Origin of the sequence: Escherichia sp. UTM R2 (assembly GCF_048593455.1) — a bacterium.
GTDB classification, from domain to species: domain Bacteria; phylum Pseudomonadota; class Gammaproteobacteria; order Enterobacterales; family Enterobacteriaceae; genus Escherichia; species Escherichia coli.
Window position 1 is genome coordinate 1445269 of record NZ_JBFWDY010000002.1, and the last position, 13280, is coordinate 1458548.

At 50.7% G+C, this 13280-nt stretch carries 12 protein-coding genes; 10 read left to right on the forward strand and 2 right to left on the reverse strand.

Annotated elements, in window-relative coordinates; genetic code table 11:
- Nucleotides 1-315: 315 nt before the first annotated feature.
- The 4 genes from yfbV to AB4H76_RS07850 all read left to right on the forward strand — a co-directional run bounded on the left by yfbV (nt 316) and on the right by AB4H76_RS07850 (nt 3928).
- Nucleotides 316-771 carry a terminus macrodomain insulation protein YfbV gene (gene yfbV / locus AB4H76_RS07835; protein ID WP_077492867.1) on the forward strand — a complete coding sequence of 152 codons (456 nt, stop codon included), beginning with the start codon at nt 316-318 and terminating at the stop codon, nt 769-771.
- An 82-nt stretch (nt 772-853) separates the two neighbouring features.
- A complete protein-coding gene (locus AB4H76_RS07840; protein ID WP_000426124.1) occupies nt 854-1348 on the forward strand; it encodes a YfbU family protein in 495 nt (164 codons plus the stop codon).
- Between the two features lie 10 nt (nt 1349-1358).
- A complete protein-coding gene (gene hxpA, locus AB4H76_RS07845; protein ID WP_001203392.1) occupies nt 1359-2009 on the forward strand; it encodes a hexitol phosphatase HxpA in 651 nt (216 codons plus the stop codon).
- Nucleotides 2010-2095: 86 nt separating this feature from the next.
- Nucleotides 2096-3928 carry an SLC13 family permease gene (locus tag AB4H76_RS07850; RefSeq protein WP_001012899.1) on the forward strand — a complete coding sequence of 611 codons (1833 nt, stop codon included), beginning with the start codon at nt 2096-2098 and terminating at the stop codon, nt 3926-3928.
- A 58-nt stretch (nt 3929-3986) separates the two neighbouring features.
- Here AB4H76_RS07850 and yfbR read toward each other — a convergent pair whose 3' ends face one another.
- Nucleotides 3987-4586 (reverse strand): 5'-deoxynucleotidase, encoded by a 600-nt coding sequence (yfbR, locus tag AB4H76_RS07855; protein WP_000813860.1) that lies wholly within the window; start codon nt 4584-4586, stop codon nt 3987-3989.
- An 83-nt stretch (nt 4587-4669) separates the two neighbouring features.
- Nucleotides 4670-5887, reverse strand: coding sequence for an alanine transaminase AlaA (alaA, locus tag AB4H76_RS07860; RefSeq protein WP_000074527.1), 1218 nt, complete (start codon nt 5885-5887; stop codon nt 4670-4672).
- 919 nt (nt 5888-6806) lie between these two features.
- On the opposite strand from alaA, the gene lrhA reads away from it, so the two are divergent.
- The 6 genes from lrhA (at nt 6807) to nuoF (ending at nt 13230) form a co-directional block, all read left to right on the forward strand.
- On the forward strand, nt 6807-7745 hold the full coding sequence (gene lrhA / locus AB4H76_RS07865; RefSeq protein ID WP_000622280.1) for a transcriptional regulator LrhA: 939 nt from the start codon (nt 6807-6809) through the stop codon (nt 7743-7745).
- 630 nt (nt 7746-8375) lie between these two features.
- Nucleotides 8376-8819 (forward strand): NADH-quinone oxidoreductase subunit NuoA, encoded by a 444-nt coding sequence (gene nuoA, locus AB4H76_RS07870; protein ID WP_000062997.1) that lies wholly within the window; start codon nt 8376-8378, stop codon nt 8817-8819.
- 15 nt (nt 8820-8834) lie between these two features.
- Nucleotides 8835-9497, forward strand: coding sequence for an NADH-quinone oxidoreductase subunit NuoB (gene nuoB, locus AB4H76_RS07875; protein WP_000386733.1), 663 nt, complete (start codon nt 8835-8837; stop codon nt 9495-9497).
- Between the two features lie 93 nt (nt 9498-9590).
- Nucleotides 9591-11393, forward strand: coding sequence for an NADH-quinone oxidoreductase subunit C/D (gene nuoC / locus AB4H76_RS07880; RefSeq protein WP_000247879.1), 1803 nt, complete (start codon nt 9591-9593; stop codon nt 11391-11393).
- A gap of 2 nt (nt 11394-11395) precedes the next feature.
- Nucleotides 11396-11896, forward strand: a complete 501-nt coding sequence (gene nuoE / locus AB4H76_RS07885) for an NADH-quinone oxidoreductase subunit NuoE (protein ID WP_000545042.1) — start codon at nt 11396-11398, stop codon at nt 11894-11896.
- Nucleotides 11893-13230 carry an NADH-quinone oxidoreductase subunit NuoF gene (gene nuoF, locus AB4H76_RS07890; protein WP_000789500.1) on the forward strand — a complete coding sequence of 446 codons (1338 nt, stop codon included), beginning with the start codon at nt 11893-11895 and terminating at the stop codon, nt 13228-13230. The genes nuoE and nuoF overlap by 4 nt, the downstream gene beginning before the upstream one ends.
- The last annotated feature ends 50 nt before the right edge of the window (nt 13231-13280 follow it).

Below are 13280 nucleotides of genomic sequence, written 5' to 3' on the forward strand. Positions count from 1 at the left end.
GGCTAAAAAAACGTCAGGGAGCCATAGAGCGTAGCGCATGATGACACCGACATTTATGATTAACATCATGCACTGCAAATTTTTTTTTGCATGATGGAAGAAATATCTTGAGTCTATGCCATTTTGCGTAATTTTCAGCCAATGGCATAATGTATATGAATTTGACGACTCAATGAATATGTACTACTTAGGCCTTCAGGCTGCTAAAGGATACCTGATAGTGGGTATGGAAGACAAAATGTTTTGAACGTTGTCCCGCTGAGTTGTGAATTTGCACAAATTTTTGAATCTTTATATGTGAAGTTGAGGTGAAGCATGTCAACGCCGGATAATCGTTCTGTTAATTTTTTTAGCTTGTTTCGCCGGGGACAGCATTACTCAAAGACGTGGCCGCTGGAAAAACGCCTTGCCCCGGTCTTTGTCGAAAATCGCGTTATCAAGATGACGCGTTATGCGATCCGTTTTATGCCGCCGATCGCCGTATTTACTCTCTGCTGGCAGATTGCCCTGGGCGGTCAGCTTGGGCCGGCAGTTGCCACTGCGCTGTTCGCCTTAAGTTTACCCATGCAGGGATTGTGGTGGCTGGGCAAGCGTTCTGTAACGCCATTACCCCCTGCTATCCTCAACTGGTTTTATGAAGTTCGCGGTAAATTGCAGGAGTCTGGACAGGTGTTGGCACCCGTTGGAGGCAAGCCTGATTACCAGGCATTAGCTGACACGCTTAAGCGCGCCTTCAAACAACTGGATAAAACTTTCCTTGATGATTTGTAATTGACCCCTGATTACGCATATAAAAGAAGGCATACTCAGCCTTCTTTTTTTTCACCGTAGTAGAGTGATACAGGAGTCAACAATGGAAATGACCAACGCGCAACGTCTTATTTTGTCTAATCAGTACAAGATGATGACTATGCTCGATCCGGCAAATGCTGAACGTTACCGTCGCCTGCAAACAATTATTGAGCGTGGTTACGGATTACAGATGCGTGAATTGGATCGCGAGTTTGGCGAGCTGAAAGAAGAAACCTGCCGCACTATCATCGACATTATGGAGATGTATCATGCGTTGCATGTTTCCTGGTCTAATTTGCAGGACCAGCAATCCATCGATGAACGTCGTGTCACCTTCCTCGGCTTTGACGCCGCCACTGAAGCACGTTACCTCGGTTATGTCCGCTTTATGGTTAATGTGGAAGGGCGCTATACCCATTTTGACGCCGGAACTCACGGTTTTAACGCCCAGACGCCAATGTGGGAAAAATATCAGCGCATGCTTAATGTGTGGCATGCCTGCCCGCGTCAGTACCATTTGAGCGCCAACGAAATTAATCAAATTATCAATGCCTGAGGAGGCCCGCGTGCGGTGCAAAGGTTTTCTGTTTGATCTTGATGGAACGCTGGTGGATTCCCTGCCTGCGGTAGAACGGGCGTGGAGCAACTGGGCCAGACGTCATGGGTTAGCGCCGGAAGAGGTGCTGGCTTTCATTCACGGTAAACAGGCGATCACCTCTCTGCGCCATTTTATGGCGGGCAAATCCGAGGCTGATATTGCCGCCGAGTTTACGCGTCTGGAGCACATCGAGGCCACGGAAACCGAAGGTATTACCGCGCTTCCGGGGGCAATCGCCTTACTCAGTCATTTGAATAAAGCAGGTATTCCGTGGGCCATTGTGACTTCTGGCTCCATGCCGGTAGCGCGAGCGCGCCATAAAATAGCTGGGCTTCCCGCACCAGAGGTGTTTGTAACCGCTGAGCGAGTGAAGCGCGGAAAACCAGAACCTGATGCGTATCTGTTAGGCGCGCAGCTGCTGGGGCTTGCGCCGCAGGAGTGTGTGGTGGTGGAAGATGCTCCCGCTGGCGTGCTTTCTGGCCTGGCGGCGGGTTGCCATGTCATTGCGGTTAACGCTCCGGCAGATACCCCGCGCCTGAATGAGGTCGATTTGGTCCTCCACAGTCTGGAGCAAATTACTGTGACCAAACAGCCAAATGGCGATGTTATTATTCAGTGAAACACCTGATCATGATTTAGCCCCGTCTCGTCGGGGCTTTTTTATGGCAGAATCAAGTCATCTCCCTCAATTAACAAGGATAAGTTGTGAACGGTGAATTGATTTGGGTTCTTTCATTACTGGCCGTTGCCATTGTCTTGTTTGCGACGGGCAGAGTGCGTATGGATGCGGTCGCTTTGTTTGTTATTGTCGCGTTTGCATTAAGCGGAACGCTGACGGTCCCCGAAGTATTTTCCGGCTTTTCTGATCCTAACGTTGTCCTGATTGCCGCCTTGTTTATTATTGGCGATGGTTTGGTCCGTACCGGTGTTGCCACCGTAATGGGAACATGGCTGGTCAAAGTGGCGGGCAACAGTGAAATCAAAATGTTGGTTTTGTTGATGCTGACCGTCGCGGGGCTTGGCGCGTTTATGAGTTCAACCGGCGTTGTCGCTATCTTTATTCCCGTGGTGTTAAGCGTTGCCATGCGTATGCAAACTTCGCCGTCACGTCTGATGATGCCGTTAAGTTTTGCCGGGCTGATTAGCGGCATGATGACGCTGGTGGCGACGCCGCCGAACCTGGTAGTCAACAGTGAATTGCTGCGTGAAGGCTATCACGGCTTCAGTTTCTTTAGCGTAACACCTATTGGCCTGGTCGTGCTGGTGCTGGGTATTTTGTATATGTTAGTGATGCGTTTCATGCTGAAAGGGGATACCCAGACCCCGCAGCGCGAAGGCTGGACGCGTCGAACCTTTCGCGATCTTATCCGTGAATATCGACTGACCGGGCGTGCGCGACGTCTGGCTATTCGCCCCGGATCGCCAATGATTGGTCAACGGCTGGATGATCTCAAATTACGTGAGCGTTATGGCGCTAACGTCATCGGTGTTGAACGCTGGCGGCGTTTTCGTCGCGTTATCGTGAACGTTAATGGGGTTTCTGAATTTCGCGCGCGTGACGTTTTGCTTATTGATATGTCTGCGGCTGATGTCGATCTCCGGCAATTTTGTAGTGAGCAATTGCTGGAGCCGATGGTACTGCGCGGCGAGTATTTTTCTGACCAGGCCCTTGATGTGGGCATGGCAGAGATTTCATTAATTCCTGAGTCAGAACTGATTGGTAAATCGGTGCGCGAAATTGGTTTTCGTACCCGCTACGGACTGAATGTGGTGGGGCTAAAGCGCAATGGCGTGGCGCTGGAAGGTTCGCTGGCGGATGAGCCTCTGCTGCTGGGCGATATCATCCTGGTTGTGGGTAACTGGAAACTGATCGGTATGCTGGCCAAACAGGGCCGCGACTTCGTAGCGCTGAACTTACCGGAAGAGGTGAGTGAAGCATCGCCCGCGCACAGCCAGGCACCCCATGCCATTTTCTGTCTGGTGCTAATGGTGGCGTTAATGCTGACCGATGAAATTCCTAATCCTGTTGCCGCTATCATCGCCTGCCTGCTGATGGGGAAATTCCGCTGTATAGATGCTGAAAGCGCCTATAAATCCATTCACTGGCCGAGCATTATTTTGATCGTTGGGATGATGCCGTTTGCTGTGGCATTACAGAAAACGGGAGGTGTCGCGCTGGCGGTGAAAGGGCTGATGGACATTGGCGGTGGTTACGGGCCACATATGATGCTGGGGTGTTTGTTTGTCTTGTCGGCGGTTATTGGGCTATTTATCTCTAATACCGCGACGGCGGTGTTGATGGCTCCGATTGCGCTGGCTGCTGCCAAAACGATGGGGGTGTCGCCTTATCCATTCGCGATGGTCGTGGCGATGGCAGCATCCGCCGCCTTTATGACACCGGTTTCTTCACCTGTTAACACACTGGTTTTAGGTCCGGGAAATTACAGCTTCAGTGACTTTGTGAAGTTGGGGGTACCGTTCACCATTATCGTGATGGCGGTTTGTGTGGTGATGATCCCGATGCTGTTTCCGTTTTGACAAGAGCCTGATGTCGCATCCGGCGCTTATTGCCTGATGCGACGCAGACTCCGGCTGCTTACAGCGGTGAATCCTGGCTAATCTCATCGAGCGAAAGATGGAAGCTGGGAACAAATACTTCCATGAAGTAGTCCATCTCCTGGCTGCGACGCGCTTCAAGCGTCGCTTCCAGTCGCGTTTTTGCCAGCAAGAATTCATTATTTCCGGCCGCGAGTTCTTCCAGACATTTCAGATATGCACACAGTGCATCTGCCTGTTTCACCAGCGATTTTTCTTCATCGCTATATGCATGCTCGTCAATTAACGGCGCAAAGATATCCCGCAGCTCTTCCGGAACCATATCGACCAGTTTTTGCTGAGCGATTTTTTCAATAGCCTTGTACTCCTGAGCGATTTGCGAATTGAAGTATTTCACCGGAGTAGGGAGATCGCCGGTGAGCACTTCTGAGGCATCGTGGTACATCGCCAGTAAAGCGATACGTTCGGCGTTGACATTACCGCCAAATTTTCGATTTTTGATAGCTGCCAGCGCATGGGCGACCATCGCTACCTGCAAACTGTGTTCGGACACATTTTCCGTCCGCACGTTGCGCATGAGCGGCCAGCGGTTAATGAGTTTCAGGCGGGAGAGATGGGCAAAAAAATGGCTCTGTTTCATAGTGACCTTACGTATGATGACATCATCAGGTCATTGTGGCGGGATAACGCTGCCGGATGCAATCTCCGGCAGTGAAATTAAGATTACAGCTGATGATAACCAGAAAGGAAACGCGCGAACTTGCTCAAAGACAGCTCGATATCATCGACACGCGGTAGCGTGACAATGCGGAAGTGATCCGGCCACGGCCAGTTGAATGCCGTCCCTTGCACCAACAGAACTTTTTCCTGCAACAGGAAATCCAGCACCATTTTCTGATCGTCGTGAATGTTAAAGCGTTTGGCGTCGATTTTCGGGAACATATACAGCGCACCACGAGGTTTCACGCAGGAAACGCCCGGAATATCGTTGATCAGTTCCCACGCGCGGTTACGCTGCTCATAAAGACGACCGCCAGGGGTAATAAATTCACTGATGCTCTGATAACCACCTAGCGCGGTCTGAATGGCGTGTTGCGCAGGAACGTTAGCACACAGGCGCATTGAAGCCAGCATTTCCAGACCTTCGATGTAGCCTTTGGCGTGTTTTTTCGGCCCGTTCAACACCATCCACCCCTGACGGAAGCCTGCAACGCGGTACGTTTTCGACAGTCCGTTAAAGGTAATGGTCAGCAGGTCAGGTGCCAGCGGTGCAATTGAGTGATGCTCAGCGTCGTCGTAGAGAATTTTGTCATAAATTTCATCGGCGAAGATAATGAGATTATGCTGACGTGCAATCTCCACAATCTCCATTAAAAGCTCTTTGGAATATACCGCGCCGGTTGGGTTATTTGGGTTGATAATAACGATCCCACGCGTACGAGGCGTAATTTTAGCGCGAATATCATCGAGGTCCGGGAACCAGTCAGAGGATTCATCGCAAAGATAATGCACCGCTTTACCGCTGGAAAGCGAAACCGCCGCGGTCCATAGTGGGTAATCTGGTGCAGGAACCAACATTTCGTCCCCGCTGTTCAGCAATGCCTGCATTGCCTGAACGATAAGCTCCGATACACCATTGCCGATGTAAATATCTTCCACGGTAACATCACGCATGCCACGAGCCTGGTAGTGCTGCATGATGGCTTTACGCGCGGAGTAAAGACCTTTGGAATCGCAATACCCTTGAGCGGTAGGCAGGTTGCGTATCACGTCAACGAGGATTTCATCTGGCGCGTCAAAACCGAACGGGGCTGGGTTGCCGATGTTCAGTTTCAGTACCTTGTTACCTTCTTCTTCCAGGCGTTTTGCTTCTTTCAGCACCGGACCACGGATGTCATAACAGACATTCTCTAATTTGCTGGATTTTTCAATGGGGGACATGAATCTTGACCTTTTTTGCTGTTATCGCCACTCCCTGCCGTGGAAGTCAGCTTAGAACAATGTACTCCCCCAGGACGGTGTTTTGAAGGTCTGCAGAATAAGATTTTGCCAGAGGGGAAGGCTCGATTGTGCTGTTAATAACTTAATAATGACAAAATAATGAGGTGTATATGCTTTACATGCAATGTTATATAGTGAATTGTTCTGATTCTTAATTGTAAGTCTGGTTTTTTTATCTGTAAGATAATTGTGTGAAAATGCCTCATTTAAGAATTCACTAATGAAACGCGATGATGATATTTCCGCATTACGGAGAGTTTAACAGCGTGATGATTTCCGAGGTGTCGTAATGGGGGCAAGGTGTGAAACTATTGTTAAGCGGAATTAATGAATGAGGATGATGCTAATTAATTATTATTTAATATTCAAAAAGGTTTTGATGTGCTTATTAATAATAGAAGATTACTTTGCCTAACATAACATAACTTTGCATCAGATAATTCGCAATGACCCTTATAAATAAAAGGTTTTTGGGGTAAAATGCTCGCATAAATGACGGATCCCTGCTCTTGATGCCGCCTCACCATTGCTGTTTGTACGTGTTCGCGTATGACCAGCGATGCTGCACGAGAGTGGAACAAGGACTCACATTTACATTTATACAAACACGCGCATGTCATAAATAGAAAAGAGTGAGTAACTTAATAGATATGCGATCCCTGAAGATATATTCTGTGATCTACTTCAGGCATTATAACGGAACAATGTGAGTCGCTTTTTTAGTGCAACTCATATGCATTTTTACTTTCGTCCGGGTTCCGGATGAAACTGCCAGGGAGGCACATTACAAATGGAATTGCTTGTTTGTGTGTGCACAGCATTAACCAGCTCAGTATGAGCCGCCAGTAAGTGATAATATATGATAAGTGCAAATCGTCCGATAATTAACCTCGACCTCGATCTGCTGAGAACATTTGTTGCTGTTGCCGATCTGAACACTTTTGCTGCCGCAGCTGCCGCTGTGTGTCGTACTCAGTCCGCCGTAAGTCAGCAAATGCAGCGTCTGGAACAACTCGTTGGGAAAGAACTGTTCGCTCGTCACGGTCGCAACAAACTGTTAACTGAACATGGCATTCAACTTCTTGGTTACGCCAGGAAAATCCTGCGTTTTAATGATGAGGCCTGCTCATCATTAATGTTCAGTAATCTTCAGGGCGTATTAACTATCGGTGCTTCAGATGAATCTGCCGATACGATCTTACCTTTCCTGTTAAATCGCGTGAGTTCGGTTTATCCGAAATTAGCGCTGGATGTCCGCGTTAAACGTAATGCCTATATGGCAGAAATGCTGGAATCCCAGGAAGTGGATTTGATGGTAACCACCCATCGTCCTTCAGCGTTTAAGGCATTGAACCTGCGTACCTCGCCAACACACTGGTACTGCGCAGCGGAATACATATTGCAAAAAGGCGAGCCGATCCCTCTTGTATTGCTGGATGATCCTAGCCCGTTTCGCGATATGGTGCTGGCGACGCTTAATAAAGCAGATATTCCATGGCGACTGGCTTATGTCGCCTCGACGCTTCCGGCCGTTCGTGCGGCAGTGAAAGCCGGTCTTGGCGTGACGGCAAGGCCGGTTGAGATGATGAGCCCGGACCTGCGTGTGCTGAGTGGAGTAGATGGCTTACCGCCGCTACCTGATACCGAATATTTGCTGTGCTATGATCCGTCCAGTAATAATGAGCTGGCCCAGGTGATCTATCAGGCGATGGAGAGCTACCATAATCCGTGGCAATACAGCCCAATGTCTGCTCCGGAAGGGGATGATTCATTGTTGATTGAAAGGGATATCGAGTAATCGACGGACGATAGATAATTCCTGAGACAATAGTGTAAAAAACGAGCCGCTGGGGGTGTTTTAAACCCCAGCGGCTTTTTTTTAGTAAAAATCCTTCATCGCATAGTGCAGAACGTACAAAACTGTTCATTTTTCAACCACCAGAGATTCACGTCCCGAACGCACAAATAATCGCCTGAAAAAAATCACCTGCTACAATGATGTTAAAAAATACGTAAATTTGTTGCTGCGTTTTTGTTATGGAATGACAAAAGCGTGTCACAGATCAAGAAAATACTCTCTTTTGGGGGGAGGAATCGACACAAATTCCTGTCAAAATAGACCCGTATTTTTTCCATTGCTTCACAACGGACACGATTCAACAACATCTAATTATCCTGGAGTCGTCAAGGATCTGGGGTGAAAGGGCATTAAATGCTAATGGTGTTGATATTATGTAAACTAATGTGAAGAAACTTTTGTTAAAGTTGACAAAAGGTTATAGAAAGGAGTAAAAAACCACATCAATTAGCTGTATAAAAGAATTTCTACAGTGATTGTAAGGTTTTTTTTATTCCTCCCCATGAATCGATGTGGCGTCCATCTGCCGTGAAGAGCAGTGAATCTGGCGCTACTTTTGATGAGTAAGCAATGAGTATGTCAACATCCACTGAAGTCATCGCTCATCACTGGGCATTCGCTATCTTTCTTATCGTTGCCATTGGCCTGTGTTGCCTGATGCTGGTAGGCGGTTGGTTTTTAGGCGGTCGCGCACGCGCGAGGTCGAAAAACGTGCCGTTTGAATCCGGTATCGACTCGGTCGGCTCCGCCCGCTTACGCCTGTCCGCCAAGTTTTATCTGGTGGCCATGTTCTTCGTTATCTTCGACGTTGAAGCGCTGTATCTGTTCGCATGGTCAACCTCTATCCGCGAAAGCGGCTGGGTAGGCTTTGTGGAAGCTGCAATTTTTATTTTTGTGTTACTGGCAGGTCTGGTTTATCTGGTGCGTATTGGCGCGCTGGACTGGACGCCCGCGCGTTCACGCCGCGAGCGTATGAACCCGGAAACGAACAGTATCGCTAATCGTCAACGCTAACCGCGAGGCATTAAGATGGATTATACGCTCACCCGCATAGATCCCAACGGTGAGAACGACCGTTACCCCCTGCAAAAGCAGGAGATCGTAACCGACCCTCTGGAGCAAGAAGTTAACAAAAACGTGTTTATGGGCAAGCTCAATGACATGGTTAACTGGGGTCGTAAAAACTCAATTTGGCCGTATAACTTCGGTCTTTCCTGCTGTTACGTTGAGATGGTGACTTCGTTTACCGCGGTGCATGACGTGGCGCGTTTTGGCGCAGAAGTATTGCGTGCTTCGCCGCGTCAGGCTGACCTGATGGTGGTTGCAGGAACCTGCTTTACCAAAATGGCACCGGTTATTCAGCGTCTGTATGACCAGATGCTGGAACCAAAATGGGTTATCTCAATGGGTGCCTGTGCCAACTCTGGTGGTATGTACGATATTTATTCCGTTGTGCAGGGCGTCGATAAATTCATCCCGGTTGATGTATATATCCCGGGCTGCCCGCCGCGTCCTGAAGCGTACATGCAGGCACTGATGCTGTTGCAGGAATCTATCGGCAAAGAACGTCGTCCGCTCTCCTGGGTGGTTGGCGATCAGGGCGTTTATCGCGCCAATATGCAATCAGAGCGCGAACGCAAGCGCGGTGAACGCATTGCCGTAACTAACCTGCGTACACCTGACGAGATTTAATTTGCGCCTGTCGGCAAAGGGATTTTTCTTCGCTTATTCCTAAATCTATTTCGCGAAGCTTACTGCGCCGACAGTCACCACGGACCATTTGCAATGGTGAACAATATGACCGACTTAACCGCGCAAGAACCCGCCTGGCAGACCCGCGATCATCTTGATGATCCGGTGATTGGCGAACTGCGCAACCGTTTTGGGCCGGATGCCTTTACTGTTCAGGCGACTCGCACCGGGGTTCCCGTTGTGTGGATCAAGCGTGAACAATTACTGGAAGTTGGCGATTTCTTAAAGAAACTGCCGAAACCTTACGTCATGCTGTTTGACTTACACGGCATGGACGAACGTCTGCGCACACACCGCGAAGGGTTACCTGCCGCGGATTTTTCCGTTTTCTACCATCTGATTTCTATCGATCGTAACCGCGACATCATGCTGAAGGTGGCGCTGGCAGAAAACGACCTGCACGTACCGACCTTCACCAAACTGTTCCCGAACGCTAACTGGTATGAGCGTGAAACCTGGGATCTGTTTGGCATTACTTTCGACGGTCACCCGAACCTGCGACGCATCATGATGCCGCAAACCTGGAAAGGTCACCCGCTGCGTAAAGATTATCCGGCGCGCGCTACCGAATTCTCGCCGTTTGAGCTGACCAAAGCCAAACAGGATCTGGAGATGGAAGCCCTGACCTTCAAACCGGAAGAGTGGGGGATGAAGCGCGGCACCGAAAACGAGGACTTCATGTTCCTCAACCTCGGTCCGAACCACCCGTCGGCGCACGGGGCTTTCCGTATCGTTTTGCAACTCGATGGCGAAGAGATTGTCGACTGCGTACCAGACATCGGTTACCACCACCGTGGTGCGGAGAAAATGGGCGAACGCCAGTCCTGGCACAGCTACATTCCGTATACTGACCGTATCGAATACCTCGGCGGCTGCGTTAACGAAATGCCTTACGTGCTGGCGGTAGAGAAACTGGCCGGGATCACCGTGCCGGATCGCGTTAACGTCATTCGCGTTATGCTCTCCGAACTGTTCCGCATCAACAGTCACCTGCTGTATATCTCGACCTTTATTCAGGACGTCGGCGCAATGACGCCAGTGTTCTTCGCCTTTACCGATCGTCAGAAAATTTACGATCTGGTGGAAGCAATCACTGGTTTTCGTATGCACCCGGCGTGGTTCCGTATTGGCGGCGTAGCGCACGACCTGCCGCGCGGCTGGGATCGCCTGCTGCGTGAGTTCCTCGACTGGATGCCGAAACGTCTGGCGTCTTACGAGAAAGCGGCGCTGCAAAACACCATTCTGAAAGGTCGTTCCCAGGGCGTTGCCGCCTATGGCGCGAAAGAGGCGCTGGAGTGGGGCACCACTGGCGCGGGCCTGCGTGCTACCGGGATCGACTTCGACGTGCGTAAGGCGCGTCCTTATTCTGGCTATGAAAACTTCGACTTTGAAATCCCGGTGGGTGGTGGCGTTTCTGACTGCTACACCCGCGTAATGCTTAAAGTGGAAGAGCTGCGCCAGAGTCTGCGCATTCTTGAGCAGTGCCTCAACAACATGCCGGAAGGCCCGTTCAAAGCGGATCACCCGCTGACCACGCCGCCGCCGAAAGAGCGCACGCTGCAACATATCGAAACCCTGATCACCCACTTCCTGCAAGTGTCGTGGGGTCCGGTGATGCCTGCCAATGAATCTTTCCAGATGATTGAGGCGACCAAAGGGATCAACAGTTACTACCTGACCAGCGACGGCAGCACCATGAGTTACCGCACCCGTGTTCGTACCCCGAGCTTTGCGCATTTGCAGCAAATTCCGGCGGCGATCCGCGGCAGCCTGGTGTCTGACCTGATTGTTTATCTGGGCAGTATCGATTTTGTTATGTCAGATGTGGACCGCTAATTATGCACGAGAATCAACAACCACAAACCGAGGCTTTTGAGCTGAGTGCGGCAGAGCGTGAAGCGATCGAGCACGAGATGCACCACTACGAAGACCCGCGTGCGGCGTCCATTGAAGCGCTGAAAATCGTTCAGAAGCAGCGTGGCTGGGTGCCGGATGGTGCGATCCACGCGATCGCCGATGTGCTGGGTATTCCGGCAAGCGACGTCGAAGGTGTGGCAACGTTCTACAGTCAGATCTTCCGCCAGCCGGTTGGTCGCCATGTGATCCGTTATTGTGACAGCGTGGTCTGTCATATCAACGGTTATCAGGGTATTCAGGCGGCGCTCGAGAAAAAGCTGAACATCAAACCAGGGCAAACGACATTTGATGGCCGCTTTACGCTGCTGCCAACTTGCTGCCTGGGGAACTGTGATAAAGGGCCAAACATGATGATCGATGAGGACACTCACGCGCATCTGACCCCGGAAGCGATCCCTGAACTGCTGGAGCGGTATAAATGAAAAACATTATCCGTACTCCCGAAACGCATCCGCTGACCTGGCGTCTGCGCGATGACAAACAGCCAGTGTGGCTGGACGAATACCGCAGCAAAAACGGTTACGAAGGCGCGCGTAAGGCGCTGACCGGGCTGTCTCCGGACGAAATCGTTAATCAGGTAAAAGACGCTGGTCTGAAAGGGCGCGGCGGCGCGGGCTTCTCGACTGGCCTGAAATGGAGCCTGATGCCGAAAGACGAATCCATGAACATCCGTTACCTGCTGTGTAATGCCGATGAAATGGAGCCGGGCACCTATAAAGACCGCCTGTTGATGGAGCAACTGCCGCACCTGCTGGTGGAAGGTATGCTCATCTCCGCGTTTGCGCTGAAAGCTTACCGTGGCTACATCTTCCTGCGTGGCGAATATATCGAAGCGGCAGTTAATCTGCGCCGTGCCATTGCCGAAGCCACCGAAGCGGGTCTGCTTGGCAAAAACATTATGGGAACAGGTTTCGATTTCGAACTGTTCGTCCATACCGGGGCAGGGCGCTACATCTGCGGGGAAGAAACAGCGTTAATCAACTCCCTGGAAGGACGTCGTGCTAACCCACGCTCGAAGCCACCCTTCCCGGCAACCTCCGGCGCATGGGGTAAACCGACCTGTGTCAACAACGTCGAAACCCTGTGTAACGTTCCGGCGATCCTCGCTAACGGCGTGGAGTGGTATCAGAACATCTCGAAAAGTAAAGATGCTGGCACCAAGCTGATGGGCTTCTCCGGTCGGGTGAAAAATCCGGGACTGTGGGAACTGCCGTTCGGCACCACCGCACGCGAGATCCTCGAAGATTACGCCGGTGGTATGCGTGATGGTCTGAAATTTAAAGCCTGGCAGCCAGGCGGCGCGGGGACTGACTTCCTGACCGAAGCGCACCTTGATCTGCCGATGGAATTCGAAAGTATCGGTAAAGCGGGCAGCCGTCTGGGTACGGCGCTGGCGATGGCGGTTGACCATGAGATCAACATGGTGTCGCTGGTGCGTAACCTGGAAGAGTTTTTCGCCCGTGAGTCCTGCGGCTGGTGTACGCCGTGCCGCGACGGTCTGCCGTGGAGCGTGAAAATTCTGCGTGCGCTGGAGCGTGGTGAAGGTCAGCCGGGCGATATCGAAACACTTGAGCAACTGTGTCGATTCTTAGGCCCGGGTAAAACTTTCTGTGCCCACGCACCTGGTGCAGTGGAGCCGTTACAGAGCGCCATCAAATATTTCCGCGAAGAATTTGAGGCGGGAATCAAACAGCCGTTCAGCAATACCCATTTGATTAATGGGATTCAGCCGAACCTGCTGAAAGAGCGCTGGTAACCGAATTTCGATTAACGCTCAGTCTCTGACTGAGAAAACTGGAAGCATGC

What these genes read in the sequence shown, in the direction of transcription:
- yfbV (WP_077492867.1), top strand. Translation starts at nt 316, where the DNA reads ATGTCAACGCCGGATAATCGTTCTGTTAATTTTTTTAGCTTGTTTCGC.
- AB4H76_RS07840 (WP_000426124.1), top strand. Translation starts at nt 854, where the DNA reads ATGGAAATGACCAACGCGCAACGTCTTATTTTGTCTAATCAGTACAAG.
- yfbR (WP_000813860.1), bottom strand. Translation starts at nt 4,586, where the DNA reads ATGAAACAGAGCCATTTTTTTGCCCATCTCTCCCGCCTGAAACTCATT.
- alaA (WP_000074527.1), bottom strand. Translation starts at nt 5,887, where the DNA reads ATGTCCCCCATTGAAAAATCCAGCAAATTAGAGAATGTCTGTTATGAC.
- lrhA (WP_000622280.1), top strand. Translation starts at nt 6,807, where the DNA reads ATGATAAGTGCAAATCGTCCGATAATTAACCTCGACCTCGATCTGCTG.
- nuoA (WP_000062997.1), top strand. Translation starts at nt 8,376, where the DNA reads ATGAGTATGTCAACATCCACTGAAGTCATCGCTCATCACTGGGCATTC.
- nuoB (WP_000386733.1), top strand. Translation starts at nt 8,835, where the DNA reads ATGGATTATACGCTCACCCGCATAGATCCCAACGGTGAGAACGACCGT.
- nuoC (WP_000247879.1), top strand. Translation starts at nt 9,591, where the DNA reads ATGGTGAACAATATGACCGACTTAACCGCGCAAGAACCCGCCTGGCAG.
- nuoE (WP_000545042.1), top strand. Translation starts at nt 11,396, where the DNA reads ATGCACGAGAATCAACAACCACAAACCGAGGCTTTTGAGCTGAGTGCG.
- nuoF (WP_000789500.1), top strand. Translation starts at nt 11,893, where the DNA reads ATGAAAAACATTATCCGTACTCCCGAAACGCATCCGCTGACCTGGCGT.